The organism is Facklamia sp. P13064, from assembly GCF_050409425.1.
Classification (GTDB): Bacteria; Bacillota; Bacilli; order Lactobacillales; family Aerococcaceae; genus Facklamia.
The window spans coordinates 1-22,114 of sequence record NZ_JBNUPM010000001.1 but is presented as its reverse complement, the minus strand read 5'-3'; the positions used below and the strand labels follow the sequence as shown (position 1 = coordinate 22,114).

Below are 22,114 nucleotides of genomic sequence, written 5' to 3'. Positions count from 1 at the left end.
GAGGTCATTATGAAAGTAGCAATTATTGGAGCAGGGGTTGCTGGAGCGGCTGCCGTTAAAACAATCCTTGAAGAAAATCACCAAGGTCTGATAAATCATGTGGATGTTTTTGAAGACCGTAAACAATTGGGAGTAGGCTCCCCTTATGAGCCTGATTCTAACCAATTATTAATGAACTCCTATGTCGGTGATTTAGGCTTTGAATGGCAAGACGCTGACCACTATCTAAGGTGGTTACAAGATCATTATCCCGAATATGCTCGCAGGGATATTTTTTCACCCAGACCTATTTTTGGTGAGTATATCCAAGATTATTTTAGTCCATACTTTGAAGACGAAATCATTCATGTAGTTCATCAGCGTATTCATCAACTGAAAATTAAATCCCCCAAGTCTTATTATCTATATGACGCGCAAGGTAAGCAATATGGACCTTATGATTCTGTCTTAATGACAGTAGGTCATCCACCTTATGCCGATTATTATAATCTTTTGGGACAAGAAGGCTATATTCACCATCCTTATCCAGTTGAACAGCTTCTAAGTGATTTGGACTATCAAAAAGGAATTGGAATCATTGGATCCGGATTAACTGGGATTGATATTATGCGTTATTTACAAGATCACTATCCAATTACCATTGATCATCCGGTGACTTTTTATATTTTAGACCAGCCCTTTTCGACACCGAAGTTTGAACGCTATGCCGAAGACTTGGTTTTTAACTTAAATGCAGATTGGATTGATAAGCAGTTGGCCCAATCTGATGGTCAAACAATCCCTTTAGAAGCTATATTTCATCAATTTGAAGAGGATATGGAAGCCAATGGGGTAGATTGGAAATCTTTAGTCGAAAGATACAGTCAAGGATCCATTGGGGAAGGTTTAATGGCTATCCACCAACAAAACCGTCGATTAAGTATCTTACAATTATATGGTCGCAAGTTGACTGCCTTTCTACCAGCCTTGAATATGGCCTTATCATCCCAAGATCGCATACGCTTCTTTAAAGATTTTATGGGACTTTTCGAACATTTTAGAAGTCAAACACCGGCTGAAAGTATTGCGTTTATTTTACAAGGTTTGAAAGATGGACGTATTCGGATTGTTTCTGGTATGAAAGCTGTGGAAGTGAATGCCCAAGGATTTACCGTTGTCACTCAAAAAGGCTTACGCTATCAAAGCGGCTATTTAATCAATGCAACCGGCTTTGATCAAAACTTAGAGACAGCCGCTCAACATGATCCTTTAATTAATCAAATGTATCAAGAAGGAATTATCCAAGCAAATCCATTGGGTGGTATTCTTGTTGATTGGCCGCATACTCAAGTTCTTAGTCAAAGATTTGGCCGATTGGAGCATTTATATCTAACAGGTCATTGGATTTTCTCTACTCAATTTGGTAACAATAATACCAAGCTGACCTATAAGCAAGCAGAAGCTTGTGTGAAACACTTGCTTGAATCTTCACGGGATATTTAGTTTTAACTTAGAGTGAACTTTTGTATAATAGAATTAAAATAACGAAAGATAAGGTGGCGTCATGAAAATAACAGTTGCAGGAATGGGTTATGTCGGGCTTTCAAATGCGATTCTTTTGGCTCAATATAATGAAGTGAAAGCGATGGAAATTGTTAAAGAAAGGGTCGATTTAATCAATCAAAAAATTGCACCTATTGTGGACGCTGAAATGGAAGATTACCTAGCCAATCATTCTTTAAATTTAGAAGCCACCGATGATCCTAGCTATGCTTATAGTGGAGCAGAATTAGTGATTATTGCTACGCCAACTAATTATGATGACGCTAATAATCACTTTGACACTTCAGCTGTCGAAGAGGCGCTCGATAAAGTTAAAGAATATGCCCCTCAGGCAGTAGTTGTGATTAAATCAACCATTCCTGTCGGCTATACTGAGGAAATCCGTCAACAATATGGTATGGATATTATCTTCTCACCAGAATTTTTGAGAGAAGGTAAGGCGCTTTACGACAACTTGCATCCTTCTCGTATTATTGTCGGCAATGAATCTGTTCATAGTCAGACAGTAGCTGAATTATTTGCTGAGGCTTGCTTGGATGAAGAAGTGTCTATCTTAACCATGCCTTCAACTGAAGCAGAAGCAGTAAAACTCTTCTCCAATACTTATTTGGCTTTAAGGATTTCATATTTTAATGAATTGGACACCTATGCTGAAGTACGTGGCTTAAACAGTCAGCACATTATCCAAGGAGTAGGGCTTGACCCTAGAATTGGTGATCACTACAATAATCCGTCATTTGGGTATGGTGGCTATTGCCTGCCTAAGGATACCAAGCAATTGCTGGCTAATTATCAAGACGTTCCAAACAACTTAATTCAAGCGATTGTGGATTCGAATGCAACCCGTAAAGAACACATTGCTTCACAAGTTTTAAAACATCAAGCGCAAGTAATCGGTATTTACCGCTTGACCATGAAATCCAATTCGGATAATTTCCGTCAATCTGCTATTCTTGATATTATTAAACAGCTGCGAGCAGAAGGCAAAGAGATAATTATCTATGAACCGACACTTGAAGAAAAGCAATTTGATGGCGAAGAAGTTGTAGCTGATTTTGAAGTCTTTTGTCAAAAGGCTGATATTATTCTTGCTAATCGCCTTGCAGATCAATTAGCAGCTGTAAAAGAAAAAGTCTATAGTCGCGACGTTTTTGGCAATAATTAAGATAAATATAAAACCTTCCGTTAATTTGAAAACGGAAGGTTTCTTTTTATTGATTATGTTGATGTTTAAAAGCATCCAATTGGTTGAGTGCTTTTCGTAATTCAATTTCAGCTGAATGATAAGCGCGAATATCTTGATTGATTTCTGCTTGTTTCAGCTTATCTTCAGCCATGGACAACTCCATTTTAGTCTGGGCGTCATCAATATCTAGGGCTCGAACGGCCATGTTGGCAATAATATTAAGTTCGTTGTCCCGAATTTCCAATAGTCCACCGTTAATAGCGATATAGTCATCCGGTTTGCCTTCGACTAGAGGTGCTACGATAACAGTTGAGATGTCTAAGACGGTCATCATGGCAATATGATTGGGTAGAATGGTGATACCACCATCAATGGTTTGCACATGACATTTGCGGGCACGTTTGGTATAGACTACGCCATTAGGAGAGATAATCTGAACTTGTAGATTTTTAAGCGTTTGCGTCATCCAAATCCACTCCCATTTTCTTAGCTTTTTCAATGGCTTGATCGATATTTCCTACGTTACGGAAAGCTTCTTCAGGCAGATTATCGTAATCACCATTTAGAATACCTTCGAAGCCGTCAATTGTTTCTTGTACGGTTACGTATGAACCTGGAATACCAGTAAAGGCTTCTGCTACGTGGAAGTTTTGTGATAGGAAGAGCTGAATACGTCGGGCTCTTTTAACGGTTAGTTTTTCAACTTCACTCAACTCATCTACACCCAAGATGGCGATGATATCTTTGAGGTCTTGATAGCCTTGCAAAGTTTGTTGAACGCCACGAGCTACCCGATAGTGTCGTTCGCCAACAACATCTTCAGATAAGGCTGAAGAAGAGGAGGCGAGTGGATCAACTGCTGGGTAGATACCCTGCTCAGTTAATTTACGCTCTAAGTTAGTGGTTGCATCTAAGTGAGAGAAGGTAGTCGCTGGCGCTGGATCTGTATAGTCATCGGCTGGTACATATACTGCTTGTATGGATGTAATCGATCCTGCCTTGGTGGAAGTGATTCTCTCTTGCATGGCTCCCATTTCAGAAGCTAAGGTAGGTTGATAACCTACTGCTGAAGGCATCCTTCCAAGTAGAGCCGAAACTTCAGAACCTGCTTGAGTAAAACGGTAGATGTTATCAATAAAGAGCAAGACATCTTGATGCTTTACATCACGAAAATACTCTGCCATGGTTAAACCAGACAAAGCTACCCGCATTCTAGCTCCAGGGGGTTCATTCATTTGGCCAAAAACCATGGCTGTATTTTTAGAAACGCCAGAGTCGCGCATTTCATGGACGAGGTCGTTTCCTTCACGCGTTCTTTCACCAACTCCAGTGAAGACCGAAAGGCCACCGTGTTCTTGGGTAATGTTATGAATTAATTCTTGAATTAATACCGTCTTACCGACACCGGCTCCTCCAAAAAGACCAATTTTTCCACCCTTGAGGTAGGGAGCTAATAAGTCAATGACCTTTATTCCTGTTTCTAAGATTTCGAAGTTTGAAGCCAGTTCGCTATATTCAGGCGCATCGGCATGAATGGAATGTTTGACTACATCTGGGAAGAGTTCAGGTCCATTATCGACTGTATCTCCTAAAACATTGAATACGCGTCCCAATGTAGCTTCACCCACGGGTACTTTAATGGCTTCACCTAAATCGACAACAGCCATGCCCCGTGATAAACCTTCGGTTGCTTCCATGGCAATGGTACGTACGGTGTCATGCCCAATATCAATAGCGACTTCGAGTACCACTTTTCGGTGTTGGAGAATCGTCTTTAAGTCGGATGTTTCATTTACTTCCTCAAGGTCGGTTACAACCAGGGCATGATGGATTTCTGGTGTTCCGTATTCTAAAGGAAAGGAAACATCCACGACCGGTCCGATTACTTGTTTGATATGTCCGATTCGCATACTTATTTCCTTCTTTCTTTATGTTGGGCTTGAGCACCTGCAACAATTTCGATAATTTCATTGGTTACTTTAACTTGTCGGGCGCGATTATAGCGCAACTGCAAGTCTTCAATGATTTCTTTAGCATTTTCAGTGGCCGATTGCATGGCAATCATACGTGAGAAATGTTCAGCTGTTTTGGCCTGTAAGAGGGCACCGTAGACAAAAGATTCGATATATTGAGGAACTAAGCCTTCTAATACTGCTTCCATTGAGGGCTCGATTAAAAAGACTTCCGAAATTAATTCTTTTTTATCAAAAGATGGATCAAGTTCCATACGGCGGTTTAAAGAAACTACCGGTAATAAGTTATCGACTCCAAATTTTGAATTCGTACCGGAACCTACTCCATAGTGATTGTAAGCTAAATAAAGCTCATCACATTCTTTCTCCACATAGGCTGAACGTAGTTGTCTGATGAAGTAGTGAGCTTCTTGAAAGCCCGGCTGGTCAGACAGCGGATAGTAAGAGCGAGCAATTTTGTAGCCCCGTTCGCGGCAATATCTTTCACCTGTCCGTCCTAGGGTATAAAAAACTAATTCTTGTTCTTCATCAAAGTTTTGTTCTTCAATCCACTCATCCAGCCCCTTAATTAAGTTAACATTATAGGAACCTGCTAAGCCCTTATCAGTTGAGATAAGAAAAATACCAATTTTGTTCACTTTCCGGGGAGTGATTAAAGAGCGAATTTCTGGTTTGGAAAAGTTAGGAGGGGTGACTTTTAAGGTATAGTGCAGTTGCACTATGGTTTCTCTTAAATGATCAATATAGACTTGATAAGATTGAGTCATATCCAATAAATGGTTGACTTTATTTCTTGAGACCATCTGCATAGCATTAGTTATTTTTTTTGTTTTTTCAGTAGAAGCGATATGTCGTTTGATTTCGTTTAAAGACGGCATTACTTATCACTTCCTGTTTTAGATCCTTCAGAATGAACAAGGATAAAATTATCAACAACTTTGTCTAAAATACCATTTAATTCGATTTCAGTTGGTAGGGGTTGGTTATCTTCTAATTGTCGTAAAAGCCCGGCATGATAGGTAGTAAATTCATTAGCAATTACTTCTTCTAATTGGTGAATTAAATTAACGGATACCTTATCAAAGTAACCATTACCTAAAGCGTAAAAGACGATGATTTGAACGCCAGAGCGCATAGGTTTGTGAAGGCCTTGCTTTAAAACTTCCACGATGCGCTCGCCACGTCTTAATTGGCGGGCAGTCATTTCATCGATGTCTGATCCAAAGGAAGTAAAGGCTTCTAATTCGCGATAGGAAGCTAGGTCTAAACGTAAGGTTCCTGATACTTGTTTCATGGCTTTTAATTGCGCAGATCCCCCAACCCGTGAAACCGATAGTCCGGCATTAATGGCTGGTCGAACGCCAGAGAAGAAGAGATCACTTTGTAAGAAGATCTGTCCGTCTGTAATGGAAATAACGTTGGTTGGGATATAAGCTGAGATATCACCTGCTTGCGTTTCAACAATCGGTAAAGAAGTGATCGAACCACCGCCTAATTCATCCGATAATTTAGCTGAACGTTCTAAAAGACGTGAGTGTAGATAAAAAATATCCCCAGGATAGGCTTCACGCCCAGGTGGTCGTTTGAGCAAGAGGGACATTTCACGATAAGCTGCTGCTTGTTTGGATAAATCGTCATATATAATTAAGACGTGCTTTCCTTCGTACATAAACTCCTCAGCCATAGCAGTTGCCGCATAGGGAGCGATGTATAAAAGAGGAGCAGGCTTGGAAGCAGAAGCAGTCATTACTATAGTGTAATCCATTGCACCACGGTTGGTCAGAGTATTGACAATGTTTTTTACCGTTGATTCCTTTTGTCCAATCGCTACATAGATACAAATAACATCTTTGCCTTTTTGATTTAAGACGGCATCGATGGCGAGTGAAGTTTTACCAGTTTTACGGTCTCCAATAATTAATTCCCTTTGACCTCTTCCGATGGGAACTAGGGAGTCAATGGCCTTAATACCTGTTTCTAAAGGCTTTTTAACCGACTGTCTTTCCATGATGCCTGGAGCTTCTTGTTCGACGGGTCGTGTTTTGTTGGTTAAAATAGGTCCTTTATCATCTATGGGACGTCCCAAGGCGTCTACCACTCGTCCAAGCAGGGCCTTACCAACGGGAACTTCCATGGTATGGTTCATTCGACGAATAATATCGCCTTCATGGATTTGATGGTAGGAGCCAAAAATAATTACTCCGACTTGGTCGTTTTCAAGGTTTTGTACCATGCCGATGGTTCCATCATTGAACTCAACCATCTCACCATACATGGCGTTGTCTAATCCTTCAGAAAAGGCGATACCGTCGCCGACATAAGAAACGGTTCCGATTTCTTCTAACTTCTTATCAATTTCAAAGTCGTGGATTTGTTTTAAAACATCTTTTGTAAACTTTTCGTTTGTGCTCATGAAGAAATCACCTCTTCACTTTCCGGAATATTAATTTCATTTTGCATAGTTTGCAAGATCTGTCCGCCAGAAAGCTCATAATAGAAGCGTTCGCTTTGTAAGCGGACACCAATAATTAAGTCTGGGTTAATAATAGTGGTAAAAGAACGAATAGAAAAGCCAGTAATGCGCATGAATTCACGGGCAATTTTAAGCTTTTCTGCTTTGGTTAAGGGGATCGCTGAAGATAAAAAGAGTCGCTCTCCAGTTAACTCTTTTAAGATTTCTTGACCTTCTTCTTCATCATTAATTTCAATGTCTAGCAGTTCGAAGAGCAGGTCATCTTCATAGGTGACCTGTCGTCCTGATTTTAGGGCGAGCTCTGCTAAGTCTTCTTGTTTGTGAAGTCTACCGTTGTTCATCGAGCTCCTCCAATCGAGTGATAAATTCTTGAATCATTTGACGGTGGTCATCTTCTGAAATTTCACGACGAATGACCTTGCCTGCCATGGCAACTGCCATATGGACTAATGATTCTTGCATGTTTTCGGCAAAGTTTTGTCTTTGTAGTTTTAAGTCTTCTTGCGTCATTTGCAGCATTTTGCTTTGTTCTTGACGTGTTTCTTCAATCATCTTGTCGCGCAGATGATTGGCATCAATTTGTGCTTGACGAATAATTTTTTCAGCTTCTAAGTGAGCTGATTTTAGTTGTGCATCAATTTGTGATAGGGCTTCCTTGTTCTTATTCTTAGCTTCTTCAGCCGCTTGCCAATCGTCAGTAATTTTCTTCTGACGCGTTTCTAGCATTTGGTTGAAGGGTTTCCATGCGAATTTATGGATGACAAAGAGTAAAATCAAAAAGGATGCAAGCGTTAAAAGGGCTTCGCCCAGAATAATAGTAAAGTCCAATATTGACACTCCTTAAATAGTTGATGGTTAGCTAAAGATTAAGATAAAGGAAATAACAACAGCGATAATCGGAACAGCCTCAATCAGACCAACACCTAGGAACATTAAAGCTCTTAATTGTGAGTCTAATTCGGGTTGACGTGAAATGGATTCGATGGTTTTAGAAATAACCATTCCGTTACCAATTGACGCACCTAGGGCAGCGATTCCGACAGCAAGTGCAGCAGCTAATTCAGTCATATTTAAATCTCCTTTGTATTTGGATTAGTGATTAATTTTGTGTGATAAATAAACCATAGTTAAAGTGGTAAAAATATAAGCTTGGATAGCACCAATAAAGACAGAGAAGCCTTGCCAGACAAATTGTAAGGGAATGGCAATTACCCAAGTAAATGGAATGAAGACCATAGCGAATTTAGCAATCAGTCCGACTAAAACTTCCCCGGCAAAAATATTACCAAACAAACGTAAGGCCAAGGTGGTTGTATTGATTGTTTCCTCAACCAATTGTAAAGGTAATTTTAAAATATTTGGGCGAGCGTAAAAGTTTTTAAAGTGACCTCCTAAACCATTCTTTTTAATCCCTAAAATGTGACCTGATAAAATAGCAATAATTGCTAGGGAAATGGTTACGATAGGATCAGCCGTTGGGCTTCGCCAAAATGATTCATGCTCTGTCACAATTAAAAAGGGGAGTCCAATTAAGTTTGACACAAAAACGAACAAGAAAAAGGTCAACCCTAGATTGACATAAACACTTTGGTGCTGGCCGAGGGTTGAGTCACAGATGCCTTCAACAAATTCAATGATGATTTCCATCAAAACTTGGAATTTGGAAGGATGATTGGCTGATAATCTGCGGCTAACTAATAAGCACAACACCGTGATGATGGCTACCACGACCAGGGTGGCTATCAAGGTGTTGAAGTTAAAAGATAGGCCGAGAAAACGAACAATCGGTGTATCTTCCATTCAGATTCCTTCTTTCATAAGTTTTAATGCTGATTTTACACTTATTAAACAGTTAAACTATTTTTCTAAGAAAAAAAGTAAAATTTTAGCACTTATATCCACTATAGCATAATTTTTATGACTTTCAAAAGAAATCGTAGTGCTTTGGCTTTTATAGCTGTTTAACCTTTAAGTTAACTTGTTAAAGTTTTTTAATAATTATGGAGTTATTTATTGATAGCATAGGGGATACAATCGTTTTTTATTCGCTTACATAAAACGGCATAAATTATTATTTAAGTGGTGCAATATTATACAATATAAAAACACGAATATTAGAAAAAAATTTTATTTTTATTTGTGTTTTCTGAAATTTCTTATTTATTATCGACCTCCATAGCCTTTATAATTTCTAAAATAAAAAGCAGAGTCATAAATTGACACTGCTTTTATAACTATTCATTCGCAAACTTTTCAGCTAAATTTTTAAGATAAGGGATAAATTCCTCTTTAACTTCAGGATGATCGATGGCGAATATAATAGAAGCTTTGAGCATCCCTTTAGCATCTCCTACTTCAAACCATTCGCCTTGATATTCGTAAGCTAATAGGGGATGGGTTTTTTGTAATTCAATTAAGGCGTCAGTCAATTCCACTTCACCTGTTGCTCCAACTTCAAGTTGGTCTAGGATGGAAAAGATTGTCGGTTCTAGGATATAACGCCCCGCTGCAGCCATATTTGAAGACGGTTGATCTTGTGGTTTTTCTATCATATCGAGGACTTGAAAGACGTGAGGGGTAGCTGTTTTTTCAATAGCTAAGATACCATAATTTTTGGTCTTATCAGGATCGACACGAACCCCGGCAATTACTGTTTGTCTTTTTTCCGCATAGAGATCAATAATCTGTTTGGAAAGATTTTCTCCCCTTATAATATCATCTCCTAAGAGTAGTAAGAAGGGATCATTGCCGATAAAGGCCTTGGCGTGACGAACTGCATCACCCAGTCCTCTTGGATGGTGTTGTCTGGTATAATGAATATTTAAGTTAGATGTTTCAGTGGCTAGTTTAAGGAGTTTCTCCTTCCCTTTGGCTTTTAAATTTTGTTCGAGGGTAAAGTTGGCATCAAAATGATCTTCTATTTCTTGTTTTCCTTTACCAGTAATAATTAAAATATCTTCAATCCCAGCCGCAATAGCCTCTTCAACAATGAATTGAATGGCCGGCTTATCGATAATAGGTAAGATTTCTTTGGCAATTGCCTTGGTGGCTGGCAAAAAGCGCGTGCCTAGACCAGCGGCTGGAATAACAGCTTTTTTAACTTGAACCTTAGTCATAATAACCTCCTATAAGCGCTCATCAACAGTGGACTTGATAAATTTAATTAAGTCATCGCGTAAATCCGGAAGACTGAGACCATATTCTATTACTGTCTTCATATAACCGAATTTATTTCCTACATCATAACGATGTCCATTAAACTCCAGGGCGAAGACGCGTTGGATTTTATTCAAGCGATCGATGGCATCAGTTAATTGAATTTCGTTACCAGCCCCAGCTGTTTGTGTTTCTAATAGTGAAAAGATTTCTGGTGTTAATAGGTAGCGGCCGATGATAGCTAAATTGGACGGTGCGACTTCGGGTGCTGGCTTTTCGACAAACCGTCTCACATTATAAATACCTTTTTTGTATTGGCGCTCCGGATCAATGACACCGTATTTGGAGGTATCTTGAGGTGGGATTGACATGACTGCTAGAGTAGAGGCATGGGTATCTTTATAATTATCGATTAATTGTTTGGTCAAGGGAACCGTATCGGTCATTAAGTCATCGCCTAACATGACGACAAAAGGTTCATCTCCTACAAAATTCTTGGCTTGTAAAACAGCGTGGCCCAGGCCCTTTGGATAAGATTGACGTTTAAAGAAGAGGTTAATCTTATTAAGATCTTTGACAGTGGTTAGTAATTCTTCTTTACCTTTAGCTTCTAAGACGGCTTCTAACTCCTCATTGGCATCAAAATGGTCTTCAATGGGCCGCTTAGACCGTCCGGTCACAATTAAGATATCCTCGATACCTGATTGAAGGGCTTCTTCCACAATAAACTGAATAGTCGGTTTATTAATGATAGGAAGCATTTCTTTAGGCATGGCCTTTGTTGCAGGAAGAAACCTAGTTCCAAGCCCTGCTGCGGGGATGACGGCTTTTCTAACTTTCATAGACAATCTCCTTTGTTTGTAATCCATTTTATCATACGGCTTTTATCTGATATTCTCAAGCCATGTCAATTCTTAAATAGCCTCAAAGTTTTTAAAGTGATTAGTGATAAGTTAGTATTTTTTGTGAATTTCTAGAAATCGCCTCGTAAATAACTTATAATAACTATGCTATTATAGAAAGGAAGATGGAACAATGTCCAAAAAACTAATTAAATATATTACTGTCTTTGCTTTATTCATGACATCATTATTCACAACTACTGTGACTACCCATGCTATGGATATTAATAAGCCATTCTCAGTCTTACTTTTAGGGATTGATACGGGCGATTTAGGTCGAACAGAAGTTGGGCGTTCAGATGTTATGATGGTTGCTACGATAAATCCTAAGGAAGAAAATATTGTCATTACCTCTATTCCTCGTGACTCCTATGTTGATATTCCTGATAGAGGAATGGATAAAATCAATCACGCTTATGCCTTTGGGGGACCAGAATTGTCAGTTGAAACAGTCGAAAACTGGTTAGATATTGAAATTCCATACTATATTACCGTTGATATGAAAGGCTTAGCTGATGTAGTTGATTCTGTAGGAGGAATTGATGTTGTTCCACCAACTTCTTTTGAAATCAGCGGTTATAGTTTTACTGAAGGTCAAGAACTACATTTAGATGGTGAGATGGCGCTTGCTTACGTTAGAGAACGCTACAATTCTGGTGGCGACTATGCTCGTCAAAAGCGTCAACGTCAAGTGGTAGTTGGTATTGCCCAATCTGCTTTAAATAAAAGCAGAGGTATTAAAGAAGTAATAGATATGACGACGGCTATTAACAAATATGTGGGGATGAATCTCAATATGTTTGATTTGGGTAAGCTAGTAATTTCACACTTAGATATGCGTCCAACGCTAACCTTTAATCAATTTGAAGGTGAAGGCTTTATGTTAGACGGCATCTATTATGATCAAATTACTGAAGAGTCCTTTAATAAGAATCAACAAATTATTAAGGACGAGTTAGACGGTAAGCTTACCAATAATTCAGAAAATGAAGAAAGCTTTAAATTAGAAAAAGAATCGGATAAATAAATGAAAACAGACAGCTAGGCATAGCATCATTGCCCCTAGCTGTCTGTTTTTTTATTGTTTTAAAAGCGTTTTCTCTATATAATAAGAATAATTTTAAAAATAAATTTGATGAGTGGGTGACAATAAAATGAAGAACTTTAAAGGCTTTTTAACAGCTGGCCATTTAAAGTGGTTGGCTTTAATTTTTATGATCATTGACCATACAGCTGTTGTTCTGATCGAAATGGGCATCTTTAGACATCAGAGTGATTACAGCTATGAATTCTTAAGCCAGATGGTAAGCGTTTATGAAATTATGCGAAATATTGGGCGCTTAGCTTTTCCAATCTATCTTTATCTATTATTAGAAGGTTATCATCATACTAAAAATTTGAAGCGTTATTTTATGCGTTTGGGGTTTTTAGCAGTGATATCGGAAATACCTTTTGATTTAGCCTTTGCTGATCAAGTCTTTTATTGGAACCATCAAAATGTTTTCATAGAATTATTGATTGCCTTAATGCTTTTTGTAAGTCTGGATTATTTTAAAGATCGTTGGTTGATGCGTTTAGTGAGTGTCGGCTTATGCTTTGGCTTAGCATATTTAACTATGGCAGATTATGACTTATTTGGTTTATTAGCTGCTTTAATTTTTTATTTTGCTTATGGTAAACGATTAAGAGAGGCGCTAGCCGTTCTGCCAGCCTTTGCTTTTGAGTATTTCATGCCCACTGTCTTTCTAAGCAGTCTATTTATTCTTTTTTATAATGGTAAGCGTGGTAGGGTTCAACAAGCCTTTCACTATTGGGCCTATCCGGGACATATTTTATTGCTTTATCTAATTAAATTAATGCTTTTTAAATCCAATTAAAAATCAGTTTTTGGCTATCGGTTTTTAGCTTAGGAAGGGCAGGAGTATTTGACTAAGAAGAATTCCTAGGGTATACCCAATAGTCAGAGAAATGATGACCATTATTGCATCAATGCCCTTGATTATACCAGCAAGATTGTTCCCTTTAAGAATATCGCGCATGGCATTGGTCGTTGAAGTTACTGGATAATTTGGCATGATCATAGCTCCTAAAATAATGCCTGGATGAATGGTTGAAGGGAAACTAGCATCAATCCATTTTACGGCTAAAGATCCTAGAGCGATGGATAAGATATTAAAGAAAAAGTCAGTGAGAAAAGTTGTTTTGCGCCAATATTCTAAAGCTAGTATGAGACAAGCAATTAGAAAAGCGACCAACATATCGATATTAGTTCCGCCAAAGAGAATGACAAAGAGGACCATCAGGATGAGGTTAATGTATTTAATTAAAAAGCCATACTTATCATCCTTGATATTTTTCATAGCTTCATAGGCTTGATCAACAGATATTGCGCCAGAAACATAGGATCTAGAAATATCATTTACTTTAGCGATGTGTTGGATATTGTTTTGTCGCTGATTTATGCGGACAATACCAGAAAAACTATATTCTGCCAAGTCTGTATCTGTTAGCGATAAAAAAAGACCGGTGGTGTTGGAATAGCTAGAAGGGGAGTCAAGGCCAGTTGTTTGAAGGATTCTCAAAGTCGTGTCTTCAACACGGTGTTCCTCGGCATTGGATTCTAAAAGAATCTTCCCAGCTAAACGTGCTAATTTAAAAACTTTCTTATAGAAAATACGCATTCAACCACCCTCCTTCTTTTTTATATTTTAGAACCTATTGCTTTAAAAGGCAAGGAGAGTCAATCAATTGGTCGAGTACTATGAGTAAAGTATAATAATTGTTAAATAATTAATTACGAAAGGACGAACCTATGGCTTATCAAGCGAAAACCAAACAAACTCAAGCTAGCGTTAAAGCATTTATTCAAAGCATCGAAAAAAGAAAAGTGTCATGATACAATAATCATAAAGGGGTGATTTAATGGATCAATCAAGTTTACTGATCAATGATTCCACAATTGAGCATTTAATTACCATGGAAGATACCGTTGAAATTATTGACAATGTTTTTAAAGAATTTGCGGCTGGTCAAGTGGTTAATCCAGGTAAGGTAACTTTGGATATGGGGGAAACGGGAGGCTGGCCTTTTCATGAAGCCTTTCTTAACGCCATGCCAGCTTATTTAGGTTCTCTAAAAGTAGCAGGTCAAAAATTTGTGGGAGGTTTTGCAGGAGAACGAGCTAAAGCGGGTTTACCCTTTATTAATGCGATGATCATGCTAGTCGATGCTAGAATGGGTAATTTTATTTCAGTATTAGATGGGACACGGATTTCGAATATGCGAACCGGAGCGCAAGCAGCTGTAGCTTTAAAATATATGCTTAATAAGCCTAAGGTTAAAATGGGTATCTTCGGCGCTGGTCAACAAGCTAGACAGGTTACTCATGCCATTTCAACTGTTTTTGAGATAGTAGAATTAAGGGTTTGGAATATCCACCACGATACAGCCGAAGAGTTTAAAGAGGATATGCAAAAATATGTCCAAGGCGCCATTAAAATCTGTGAAGACGGTCAAGAGGCTTGTCAAGTAGACGCGGTCTTTACCCTAACTCCTTCTAAGGTTGCTTTAATAAAAGAAGAGTGGGTACAAAAAGGAACTATCGTTTTCCCAATGGGATCCTACCAAGAAATTGAATACGAATTGATCCACCAAGCAGATGCTATTGTGGTCGACCACGTCAGTCAAGCTCTTAATCGTGGAATCTTGAAACCTCTCTATCAGTCAGGTCAAATTTTAGAAGAAGATATCACAGCTACTTTGGCTGAACTTTCTGAGAGTCCGAGTGAAAAGATTGATCCAAAAAATCAGCGCATCATCTGTATTCCAATTGGAATCGGTGCCACGGATGTAGCTGTCGCTCACGAAGTCTATCAAAGGGCCTTAGCACAAGGATTGGGAACTTCCTTTGATTTTACCGCTTAATTATTTATTGACCAACATCCTAGAGCTTCTTTTAAGAGCGAGCAATACTTATATTTCTCCTATATTAAAAGTAGGTTAAATTGAGTTGTTTAAGATTACAAACGCTTACATTTTGTTTATAATGGTTTTAAGTGACTTTCAGTTAAAAAATAGGTTTAGAAAAGAGGGTTTCGATGAAAATCGTGGATGATTCGAGAAGGTTGGTTGCAGTAGATGAACAAGAAAATACACTGGCACAGATGGTTTATGAATTAACCGAAGGCGATAAAATCTGGGTCACTCATACTTTTACTCACCCTACCAACCAGGGTAGGGGGCTAGCTGGCGAGTTGTTCAATGCAATGGTCGATAAAGCCCGGAGGGAAGGAAGAAAGATTACTTCCACTTGCACCTATGTGACCCACAAGCTAGCTAAGGATCCTGAAAAATATCAGGATGTGACGGCAGACTCTTAAGGATTTAAGCCAATAAATTAAGACCTCCCATTGATTAACGAATCAATGGGAGGTCGTCTTTGTATTAAGCTTATAGATGGAAGGCTGAAGCAATTTCTCCTTCTATCTCCGCGTTCAAAATCGCTGATAATTTAAGTCGTGCTTTTACGCCAGAAAGTCCTTGCGCAAATATGATCCCCATTTGTTTCAATTGTTTACCACCGCCTACATAGTCATAGACATCTTCAGTGACTCCGTTAAAGGCTCGAGAAACCATCACAATAGGAATGTTTTTTTCTAACAGTTGTTGAATGGGTGGAAGTGTCTCGGGTGGAATATTACCAGCGCCTAATCCTTCAATAACTAAGCCATCAAAATTATTATCTAGGACTGTTTGAAAGAGTTCGGGCCCCATGCTGGCGTAAGTTTTAATTAAGACAACTTTTTTACTAATTGAATTAACTTTATAATATTCACGGTGCAGTGATTCTTGGAAATAAATGACCTGGTTTTTAGAAATTAATCCAATCGGTCCAAAGGTAGGTGTCTGGAAGGTTGCAACATTAGTGGTATGGGTTTTGGTCACATAAGTAGCGGTATGGATTTCTTCATTCATCACCACTAATACCCCTTTGCCGCGGGACTTCTCATCACGGGCTACAAAGATGGAAGAGCGGAGATTGGCTAAACCGTCAGATCCAATTTCGTTACTTGAGCGCATGGCTCCCGTTAAAACGACTGGAATGGGGATATCAAGGGTTAGTTCTAAGAAATAGGCTGTCTCTTCCAGAGTATCTGTTCCGTGGGTGACAACAATGCCATCATATTGATCCGATATCGATTGAATATAATTGCTAAGATTGAGCATCAATTCTTCGTTCATATGCGGTGAAGGAATATTCATTAAATCTTCCACAGTGATATCAGCGAATTGGTTAAAGAAAGAAGATTGGGTAATAATTGGGTTTTCAGATGAGGGAGATACCTTACCACTGGTTTGGTCTTCAGACATGGCAATCGTGCCACCGGTATTAATTAATAATAATTTCTTCATGCTTTCACTCCTCATGGTTGTTCTTAGAAAAGTATAACGTTTTCAAATTCAGTAAACAATCCCTACCGCTTTGATTTTAATAAGAGTTTGGTTAAAGTTATGAAAAGGCGTTTCCCCTGTCTAAATCCAGATGAACCAGATGTAATAGGGAAAACTTCTTTGGGCTTTTAAAAAATTTAGGGTGTTAAGGATGATAATATAGGGCGGATTTTATAATGAACTTGGACACTCATTCGTCTAAGTAAAAAACGACACTGAATTCATTTTATATTGAAGTGACCAATCATCAATAAAGGAGAATTCAAATGTCGCATGATTATCGGAATACACCCACGCAAAAAGAAAAGAATAAACGGATTTTCACTTATTGACTATAGGCTACAGGCCGCATAGTTACAATAAATATTGTGGCTCGTGTTTAGGGGTTCACATCAAAAATGAGTGGATTTTATGCTTATTAAGTGATTTTTAGATGTGTCTTATTGTTGACATTTTCATAAATATACCTATACTAAATTAAGTCGAATTAGACTAAACTAAAAAAATTTTGTCAATAGTCTAATATCATTTTAATCACTTTAAAATAAAATTAAAAGAGGCCATCGGAGTTTAAGGATAAAAAATGGAGGGGATATCAGAAAAAGAAAAAGAACTAAATAGATGGAAAAGGTTCGTTAAAACTTTTCAATAATGAGTAATCTTTTAAAAAATAGATATTTTGCTGAAAATCTTTGGGTATCATTTTTATTAAATTAAATAGGAGGAAACATTATGACAAATGCCATCGTCGAAGTTGAGGATTTAACTATGGCCTATCAAGAACAACCTGTTCTTTGGGATATTGACGTTAAAATTATGAAAGGATCAAGAACAGCTATTATTGGACCTAATGGTGCTGGTAAGTCTACTCTAATTAAAGGGATTCTAGAATTAGAAAAGCCCCTTTCAGGAAGAGTATCTATACTGGGAACACATTTTGATGCCATAAAAAATAAAGTCGCCTATATTCCCCAAGCCAGTGAAGTCAACTGGGATTTTCCAACCACTGTAGAAGATGTAGTCTTAATGGGGAGATATGTTCATTTAGGATGGATTAAACGGCCACGTAAAATTGATTATGAAAAGGCTCATCAAGCCTTAAAAGAAATTGGTATTTATGAGTATAAAGACCGCCAAATTTCTCAATTGTCAGGTGGTCAAAGACAGCGTGTGTTTATTGCACGAGCCATTGCTCAAGAAGCAGAGATCTACTTTATGGATGAACCCTTAGCAGGAGTGGACAAGCGGACCGAAAGAATCTTTATCGACTTTGTCAAGCGAATCCAGCAAAAGGGGCACACGTCGATTGTTGTTCATCATGATTTGAACACTATTAAACAATATTTTGACCATGTTATTATTTTAAATAAACGTCTAATTGCGGCGGGACCAACTGAAGAAGTCTTTGTTCATGAACATTTAGTTAAAGCGAATATGACTTGGGGAGGCGAAATTTAAAGTGGATATTTTAACTAGTTATTCCTTTATTTTAATTGCACTTTCTACTTTTCTTTTAGCCTCTGCTTCAGGAGCAGTGGGAGCTGTGAGTGTATTTAAAAGTCAATCTCTGATTGGCGATGCAATTGGGCATGCTACTTATCCTGGGATTGTTTTAGCCTTCATGTTGACGCTCTCCAAAGATACCATGACCATGATGATCGGAGCCGTTATTAGTGGGGGAGTGGCTTACGGTTTAATTCAAATCATTGACCAACATTCCAAACTTAATTTAGATGCAATTCTAGCCATCATTTTATCATCTTTCTTTGGTTTTGGTATGGTATTAAAGAGCAATATTTCTGGCAATCCGCGTTTTAAAGGAGCTTCTCAAGCAGGGTTAAAAAATTACCTTTTCGGTCAAGCTTCTTATATTATGGAAAATGATTTAAAAATCATTTTAATTGTGGCCCTTATCTCTATTTTTATATTAATTCTCTTTAAAAAAGAAATTAAGTTGTTTGTCTTTGATGAAGTTTATGCGAAAACAGTGGGTATTAAACCTGTTATTCTTTACAGTATTATTCTGGTCATGACGATGAGTTTAATTGCTGTAGGCTTAAAACTTGTCGGAACCATTCTAATTGCTTCAATTTTGATTGTACCTTCCATTGCAGCGATGCAATGGACCCATCGTTTTGAGCGCGTTTTAATTCTTTCGGGGATCTTTGGTGGTATATCTGCCGTGATTGGAACTTATATCTCTACCAAATATAACGGTATGAGTACGGGTCCAACTATTATTTTGACCTTATCAATTGTCGCATTACTTTCGATGCTTTTTGGTAAAAAGGGAATTGTTCAAAAAACACTCATGCCAAAAAAAGGAGGAGAATTCAATGATTGAGAATATCTTACTATTATTTGATATTACCTATGAATCACTGATCATTCTGGTATTGACAGCTATCGCTTGTGCAATCATTGGCTGTTTCCTTTTATTGAGAAATCTTTCGATGTTAGGAGATGCCATTTCTCATACCGTATTATTAGGAATCGTATTAGCTTATTTTATCGCTCATGACTTAACATCCCCCTTATTAATAATTGGCGCCGCTTTGATAGGCGTTTTTACTGTCTGGGGCGTCGAGAGTCTATCCAATACCGGCTTAATAAAAAATGATGATGCGGTTGGTGTTGTCTATCCGCTCTTTTTCGCCTTATCCGTTATTTTAATTACTAAATATGGGAGGAACGTCCATCTTGATACGGATGCTGTGTTAATGGGGGATGTGGGAATGGCTTCCTTAACTCGTTTGGATGTCTTTGGTATTTCGATTGCTAAATCAGCTGTTCAAATGAGTGTTATGTTACTCATAAATATTTTGTTTATTGTACTCTTCTATAAGGAATTGAAAATCACAACCTTTGATGCCCAATTTGCCCAAGTGGCTGGGTTTACCCAGATTATGCTCTTTTATGGTTTGATGTTGTTAACTTCAATCACAACGGTTGTCGCTTTTGATGCGGTGGGGGCCATTCTTGTTATTTCCTTCTTAATCGCACCAGCTGCTTCAGCCTATCTCATTGTAAAAAAATTAAATCATATGCTTTTGATAGCCAGTCTTTATGCAATTTTTAACTCCGTTTTGGGTTATTTTATCGGCTTAGGCTTAAATGTTTCACTCTCTGGTATGACAGCCACCATTGCAGGAATCACGTTTGGATTGACTTTCTTGTTTAATAAAAATGGATTCATTACTCAAATGGTCCGTAAGATTCAACAAAAAAGGACCTTAAAAGAAGAATTATTTATTATGCATCTGGCAAATCATAGGAATACAGTCAATGAATTGAGTGAAGTTGGCTTCCAATCAATAAAAGAGCATTTACAATGGCCCCAAGAGCAAATTGAAAAAGTAGCAAACCGTTTAATAAAAAATGACGAAGTTTTTCATGATAATTTGAATGCTACTTATCAACTAACTTCAAAAGGTCAAGTAAGAGTAAAATCTCTTAAAGAAAGGTATAATCTTTAATTCAGTCCTCTAACGCTAATCTGTTTACGCATAAGAATCCATGTCCATTACTAGGACGTGGGTTCTTTTAATATTGAAGATATAAATGAATAAAATAAGGAATCTTTGGTAAAAGTTTACAAAGTTAATTATCCTTTATCAAAAAATAAGGAAAAATCTTTAATTAGTTTAGATTCGTCTAAAATTCTGTTGACATGTAATGATTACTATTATATACTTACCTTACAAAAATAATTAGGGTAACCTAAAAAGGAGATATAGTATGAAAAAGTTTATTAAGTTTCTGTTCGCAATGGCATTGTTTATGGGGTCATCCGTTAGTTTAGCATCGAGTGTTGCAGCTGAAGAAAAACCAATGGTTACTGTAACCACCTCATTTTTAGGAGATATGGTAAAGAACTTAGCCGGAGATCTGGTAACCATTGAAATGATTATTCCAGCAGGGGAGGATCCGCATTTGTATGAGCCAAGACCTCAAGATTTGCAAAAATTAAAAGAAGCTGATCTTGTTTTATACCATGGTTTGCATTTTGAAGGAAAAATGATTGAACAATTAGAACCAATTGGTGTGGCAGTTTCAGAAAATTTTGATTCGAATGAGGTCGGAGTAATGGACGATGATGGGGGAATGGCTGTCGATCCTCATTTCTGGTTTGATTTGAATCTCTATCAACAAGCTACTCAAAGAGCTTCTGAAGCCCTAATCGAGTTAATACCAGACAATGAAGCTGAAATTATGGAGCATACCGATAAGTATATTACGCAATTGAAAGAATTAGATAAAGAATTAGAGGAAAAAATTGCTTCAATTCCAGAAGAAAGTCGCTTCTTAATTACCCCACATGATGCTTTCAATTATTTCTCAAGAGCTTATAATATTCCAGTACGTGCTCCTCAAGGGGTAACAACCGATTCTGAGGTTTCTAATAAAGATATTGATGATACTGTTGATTTTATTGTTGAAAATAAAATTAAAGCAATCTTTGCTGAATCAACAACCGATCCAGCACGGATGGAAAAATTAAAAGAAGCTTGTGCCTCTAAAGGTTTTGAAGTGAAAGTTGTTAGTGGAGAAGGTCAAGAACTTTTCTCTGATTCATTAGCACCTGAAGGTCAAGAGGGAGATACATTTATTGATATGTGTCGTCATAATGTTGATTTAATTGTAAACAATTTAAAATAATAACTTAAATACGATTCGACCTAAAATATACCGAGAATTCCTCGGTATATTTTTTTGTATGGTTAACTCAAAATCTTATTTCAGTAAAGCCTTGAGAGATAAACTTATGGGCTTTATGAACATATAAATAGATTTATAGATCAAGCTTAATACATAGCGTAAAATTTTTTGTGTAAGCTCCGAGACTCCCTAGAAAAAGAGACCTCACTTATGTAAGATTGTAATAACCACAAAACAATCATACACAGGAGGTCCCTTATGGAAGACTTTAACACAAAATAATTCACAGCACTAGCCCAAGGTGAATCTGTTCATGAACTGTTTCGTCAGGCTTTAGAAGAAGCGATTAATCTACTGCTTGAAAGTGAAAGAATCATCTTTCTTGATGATGAGAAATGAGAAGTCAAAGGCTACCATGCAGGCAATTCTAGAAATGGCTATTATTCGAGAACTTTAATAACAGAATATGGCAGGTTGAATCTTAAAGTACCCCGTGATCGTTTAGGTGAATGAGACGTTAAAACACTCCAATGTCTTCAAGAAGTGCTCTCTCATCTAGAGGAGATGATTGTTTGGATGGTTCAAAAGGCTGTGACGACACGTGACAATTCAAAGCTCATCGAAAAGATGTAGGGTCCTCATTATTCTCCAACGACCATTTCCAATCTATCAAAAACTATTGAAGAGGAAATGGGTGCTTATCGACAACGCCCCATCAAACAAGACGATGTATGTTTATACTGTGAGGCTACTTTTGTCCCTGTAAGGCGTG

22 protein-coding genes and 1 pseudogene are annotated in these 22,114 nt (G+C 37.7%); 11 read left to right on the top strand and 12 right to left on the bottom strand.

What is annotated here, in order from left to right; all coding sequences use genetic code 11:
* Nucleotides 1–9: 9 nt before the first annotated feature.
* Nucleotides 10–1,482 carry an FAD/NAD(P)-binding protein gene (locus tag ACQV2S_RS00115; protein WP_428884784.1) on the top strand — a complete coding sequence of 491 codons (1,473 nt, stop codon included), beginning with the start codon at nucleotides 10–12 and terminating at the stop codon, nucleotides 1,480–1,482.
* A 61-nt stretch (nucleotides 1,483–1,543) separates the two neighbouring features.
* A complete protein-coding gene (locus ACQV2S_RS00110; protein WP_428884783.1) occupies nucleotides 1,544–2,707 on the top strand; it encodes a nucleotide sugar dehydrogenase in 1,164 nt (387 codons plus the stop codon).
* Nucleotides 2,708–2,753: 46 nt separating this feature from the next.
* On the opposite strand, the gene atpC is transcribed toward ACQV2S_RS00110, so the two are convergent.
* From atpC to galU, 10 genes are all read right to left on the bottom strand, one after another.
* Nucleotides 2,754–3,194, bottom strand: a complete 441-nt coding sequence (gene atpC, locus ACQV2S_RS00105) for an ATP synthase F1 subunit epsilon (protein WP_428873679.1) — start codon at nucleotides 3,192–3,194, stop codon at nucleotides 2,754–2,756.
* Nucleotides 3,178–4,638 (bottom strand): F0F1 ATP synthase subunit beta, encoded by a 1,461-nt coding sequence (atpD, locus tag ACQV2S_RS00100; RefSeq protein WP_428873680.1) that lies wholly within the window; start codon nucleotides 4,636–4,638, stop codon nucleotides 3,178–3,180. Before atpD ends, atpC begins: the two co-directional genes overlap by 17 nt.
* Nucleotides 4,639–4,640: 2 nt before the next feature.
* Entirely contained in the window at nucleotides 4,641–5,579 is a 939-nt protein-coding gene (atpG, locus tag ACQV2S_RS00095) for an ATP synthase F1 subunit gamma (protein WP_428873681.1), read from the bottom strand.
* Nucleotides 5,579–7,114: a F0F1 ATP synthase subunit alpha gene (atpA, locus tag ACQV2S_RS00090; protein WP_428873682.1), complete on the bottom strand. Its 1,536-nt coding sequence runs from the start codon at nucleotides 7,112–7,114 to the stop codon at nucleotides 5,579–5,581. Before atpA ends, atpG begins: the two co-directional genes overlap by 1 nt.
* The gene (locus ACQV2S_RS00085) at nucleotides 7,111–7,515 is read right to left on the bottom strand and encodes a hypothetical protein (protein ID WP_258435920.1); all 405 of its coding nucleotides are present in this window, start codon (nucleotides 7,513–7,515) and stop codon (nucleotides 7,111–7,113) included. The genes atpA and ACQV2S_RS00085 overlap by 4 nt, the downstream gene beginning before the upstream one ends.
* On the bottom strand, nucleotides 7,502–8,002 hold the full coding sequence (gene atpF, locus ACQV2S_RS00080) for a F0F1 ATP synthase subunit B (protein ID WP_428874747.1): 501 nt from the start codon (nucleotides 8,000–8,002) through the stop codon (nucleotides 7,502–7,504). Before atpF ends, ACQV2S_RS00085 begins: the two co-directional genes overlap by 14 nt.
* A 27-nt stretch (nucleotides 8,003–8,029) precedes the next feature.
* Nucleotides 8,030–8,242, bottom strand: a complete 213-nt coding sequence (gene atpE / locus ACQV2S_RS00075; RefSeq protein ID WP_258435918.1) for a F0F1 ATP synthase subunit C — start codon at nucleotides 8,240–8,242, stop codon at nucleotides 8,030–8,032.
* A gap of 24 nt (nucleotides 8,243–8,266) precedes the next feature.
* The gene (gene atpB / locus ACQV2S_RS00070) at nucleotides 8,267–8,974 is read right to left on the bottom strand and encodes a F0F1 ATP synthase subunit A (RefSeq protein ID WP_428873684.1); all 708 of its coding nucleotides are present in this window, start codon (nucleotides 8,972–8,974) and stop codon (nucleotides 8,267–8,269) included.
* A gap of 434 nt (nucleotides 8,975–9,408) precedes the next feature.
* Nucleotides 9,409–10,290, bottom strand: a complete 882-nt coding sequence (locus ACQV2S_RS00065) for a UTP--glucose-1-phosphate uridylyltransferase (RefSeq protein ID WP_428873685.1) — start codon at nucleotides 10,288–10,290, stop codon at nucleotides 9,409–9,411.
* Between the two features lie 9 nt (nucleotides 10,291–10,299).
* Nucleotides 10,300–11,172, bottom strand: a complete 873-nt coding sequence (galU, locus tag ACQV2S_RS00060; RefSeq protein WP_428873686.1) for a UTP--glucose-1-phosphate uridylyltransferase GalU — start codon at nucleotides 11,170–11,172, stop codon at nucleotides 10,300–10,302.
* Nucleotides 11,173–11,365: 193 nt separating this feature from the next.
* Between galU and ACQV2S_RS00055 the strand changes: the two genes are divergently transcribed.
* Complete coding sequence (locus tag ACQV2S_RS00055; RefSeq protein ID WP_428873687.1) at nucleotides 11,366–12,259, top strand: LCP family protein; 894 nt, start codon at nucleotides 11,366–11,368, stop codon at nucleotides 12,257–12,259.
* A 127-nt stretch (nucleotides 12,260–12,386) separates the two neighbouring features.
* On the top strand, nucleotides 12,387–13,109 hold the full coding sequence (locus ACQV2S_RS00050) for a TraX family protein (RefSeq protein ID WP_428873688.1): 723 nt from the start codon (nucleotides 12,387–12,389) through the stop codon (nucleotides 13,107–13,109).
* A 24-nt stretch (nucleotides 13,110–13,133) separates the two neighbouring features.
* Here ACQV2S_RS00050 and ACQV2S_RS00045 read toward each other — a convergent pair whose 3' ends face one another.
* The gene (locus tag ACQV2S_RS00045; protein WP_428873689.1) at nucleotides 13,134–13,913 is read right to left on the bottom strand and encodes a threonine/serine ThrE exporter family protein; all 780 of its coding nucleotides are present in this window, start codon (nucleotides 13,911–13,913) and stop codon (nucleotides 13,134–13,136) included.
* 241 nt (nucleotides 13,914–14,154) lie between these two features.
* Here ACQV2S_RS00045 and ACQV2S_RS00040 point away from each other — a divergent pair, with 241 nt between their 5' ends.
* Both ACQV2S_RS00040 and ACQV2S_RS00035 read left to right on the top strand, forming a co-directional pair.
* Nucleotides 14,155–15,156, top strand: a complete 1,002-nt coding sequence (locus ACQV2S_RS00040; protein WP_428881812.1) for an ornithine cyclodeaminase family protein — start codon at nucleotides 14,155–14,157, stop codon at nucleotides 15,154–15,156.
* A 173-nt stretch (nucleotides 15,157–15,329) separates the two neighbouring features.
* The gene (locus ACQV2S_RS00035; protein WP_428873691.1) at nucleotides 15,330–15,611 is read left to right on the top strand and encodes a GNAT family N-acetyltransferase; all 282 of its coding nucleotides are present in this window, start codon (nucleotides 15,330–15,332) and stop codon (nucleotides 15,609–15,611) included.
* Between the two features lie 70 nt (nucleotides 15,612–15,681).
* On the opposite strand, the gene ACQV2S_RS00030 is transcribed toward ACQV2S_RS00035, so the two are convergent.
* Nucleotides 15,682–16,644, bottom strand: coding sequence for an asparaginase (locus ACQV2S_RS00030; protein WP_428873692.1), 963 nt, complete (start codon nucleotides 16,642–16,644; stop codon nucleotides 15,682–15,684).
* 771 nt (nucleotides 16,645–17,415) lie between these two features.
* On the opposite strand from ACQV2S_RS00030, the gene ACQV2S_RS00025 reads away from it, so the two are divergent.
* From ACQV2S_RS00025 to ACQV2S_RS00005, 5 genes and pseudogenes are all read left to right on the top strand, one after another.
* A complete protein-coding gene (locus tag ACQV2S_RS00025; RefSeq protein WP_428873693.1) occupies nucleotides 17,416–18,141 on the top strand; it encodes a metal ABC transporter ATP-binding protein in 726 nt (241 codons plus the stop codon).
* A gap of 1 nt (nucleotide 18,142) precedes the next feature.
* Nucleotides 18,143–19,027, top strand: coding sequence for a metal ABC transporter permease (locus ACQV2S_RS00020; protein ID WP_428873695.1), 885 nt, complete (start codon nucleotides 18,143–18,145; stop codon nucleotides 19,025–19,027).
* Nucleotides 19,020–20,159: a metal ABC transporter permease gene (locus tag ACQV2S_RS00015; RefSeq protein WP_428873696.1), complete on the top strand. Its 1,140-nt coding sequence runs from the start codon at nucleotides 19,020–19,022 to the stop codon at nucleotides 20,157–20,159. Before ACQV2S_RS00020 ends, ACQV2S_RS00015 begins: the two co-directional genes overlap by 8 nt.
* A 262-nt stretch (nucleotides 20,160–20,421) precedes the next feature.
* Nucleotides 20,422–21,342: a metal ABC transporter solute-binding protein, Zn/Mn family gene (locus ACQV2S_RS00010; protein ID WP_428874741.1), complete on the top strand. Its 921-nt coding sequence runs from the start codon at nucleotides 20,422–20,424 to the stop codon at nucleotides 21,340–21,342.
* A 429-nt stretch (nucleotides 21,343–21,771) separates the two neighbouring features.
* A pseudogene (locus ACQV2S_RS00005) lies at nucleotides 21,772–22,114 on the top strand (transposase); the annotation flags it as partial.

What these genes read in the sequence shown, in the direction of transcription:
- ACQV2S_RS00115 (WP_428884784.1), top strand. Translation starts at nt 10, where the DNA reads ATGAAAGTAGCAATTATTGGAGCAGGGGTTGCTGGAGCGGCTGCCGTT.
- ACQV2S_RS00110 (WP_428884783.1), top strand. Translation starts at nt 1,544, where the DNA reads ATGAAAATAACAGTTGCAGGAATGGGTTATGTCGGGCTTTCAAATGCG.
- atpC (WP_428873679.1), bottom strand. Translation starts at nt 3,194, where the DNA reads ATGACGCAAACGCTTAAAAATCTACAAGTTCAGATTATCTCTCCTAAT.
- atpD (WP_428873680.1), bottom strand. Translation starts at nt 4,638, where the DNA reads ATGCGAATCGGACATATCAAACAAGTAATCGGACCGGTCGTGGATGTT.
- atpG (WP_428873681.1), bottom strand. Translation starts at nt 5,579, where the DNA reads ATGCCGTCTTTAAACGAAATCAAACGACATATCGCTTCTACTGAAAAA.
- atpA (WP_428873682.1), bottom strand. Translation starts at nt 7,114, where the DNA reads ATGAGCACAAACGAAAAGTTTACAAAAGATGTTTTAAAACAAATCCAC.
- ACQV2S_RS00085 (WP_258435920.1), bottom strand. Translation starts at nt 7,515, where the DNA reads ATGAACAACGGTAGACTTCACAAACAAGAAGACTTAGCAGAGCTCGCC.
- atpE (WP_258435918.1), bottom strand. Translation starts at nt 8,242, where the DNA reads ATGACTGAATTAGCTGCTGCACTTGCTGTCGGAATCGCTGCCCTAGGT.
- atpB (WP_428873684.1), bottom strand. Translation starts at nt 8,974, where the DNA reads ATGGAAGATACACCGATTGTTCGTTTTCTCGGCCTATCTTTTAACTTC.
- ACQV2S_RS00065 (WP_428873685.1), bottom strand. Translation starts at nt 10,290, where the DNA reads ATGACTAAGGTTCAAGTTAAAAAAGCTGTTATTCCAGCCGCTGGTCTA.
- galU (WP_428873686.1), bottom strand. Translation starts at nt 11,172, where the DNA reads ATGAAAGTTAGAAAAGCCGTCATCCCCGCAGCAGGGCTTGGAACTAGG.
- ACQV2S_RS00055 (WP_428873687.1), top strand. Translation starts at nt 11,366, where the DNA reads ATGTCCAAAAAACTAATTAAATATATTACTGTCTTTGCTTTATTCATG.
- ACQV2S_RS00050 (WP_428873688.1), top strand. Translation starts at nt 12,387, where the DNA reads ATGAAGAACTTTAAAGGCTTTTTAACAGCTGGCCATTTAAAGTGGTTG.
- ACQV2S_RS00045 (WP_428873689.1), bottom strand. Translation starts at nt 13,913, where the DNA reads ATGCGTATTTTCTATAAGAAAGTTTTTAAATTAGCACGTTTAGCTGGG.
- ACQV2S_RS00040 (WP_428881812.1), top strand. Translation starts at nt 14,155, where the DNA reads ATGGATCAATCAAGTTTACTGATCAATGATTCCACAATTGAGCATTTA.
- ACQV2S_RS00035 (WP_428873691.1), top strand. Translation starts at nt 15,330, where the DNA reads ATGAAAATCGTGGATGATTCGAGAAGGTTGGTTGCAGTAGATGAACAA.
- ACQV2S_RS00030 (WP_428873692.1), bottom strand. Translation starts at nt 16,644, where the DNA reads ATGAAGAAATTATTATTAATTAATACCGGTGGCACGATTGCCATGTCT.
- ACQV2S_RS00025 (WP_428873693.1), top strand. Translation starts at nt 17,416, where the DNA reads ATGACAAATGCCATCGTCGAAGTTGAGGATTTAACTATGGCCTATCAA.
- ACQV2S_RS00015 (WP_428873696.1), top strand. Translation starts at nt 19,020, where the DNA reads ATGATTGAGAATATCTTACTATTATTTGATATTACCTATGAATCACTG.
- ACQV2S_RS00010 (WP_428874741.1), top strand. Translation starts at nt 20,422, where the DNA reads ATGAAAAAGTTTATTAAGTTTCTGTTCGCAATGGCATTGTTTATGGGG.